We start from the raw sequence: 300 nt of genomic DNA on the forward strand, positions 1-300 counted from the left end.
CCGCCGAACGGCCCATCTCGGCAAACATCGGCGCGTAGATACCCAGCTCGTCATCTTCGATATCGTTGCGATCGACGCCGACGGTGGCCTCAAAGTCTTCGTTGACGATCTGGTAACCGTGCGCCTTCATCGACTCGATCACCCGATCACCGACCCACTTGCGCAGATTGGGGAACTTGCCCAACCAGCCATAGGTATTGGACTTGGTGGTCGATTTGATCACGGTGGCGATCTTGGTGTACTGGGCAGGCGCTTCACTCTTGGCGTCTTCAAAGTTCTTCTTGAAGCCGGTGAAGAGGG

General features: G+C 56.7%; 1 protein-coding gene. It reads right to left on the reverse strand.

Going from position 1 to position 300, the window contains the following annotated elements; translation table 11 throughout:
* On the reverse strand, positions 1–300 hold a 300-nt coding region (locus ACW5W8_RS24040; protein WP_498630924.1), incomplete at both ends, for a Mu-like prophage major head subunit gpT family protein.

It is taken from the genome of Aeromonas aquatilis (assembly GCF_054052405.1).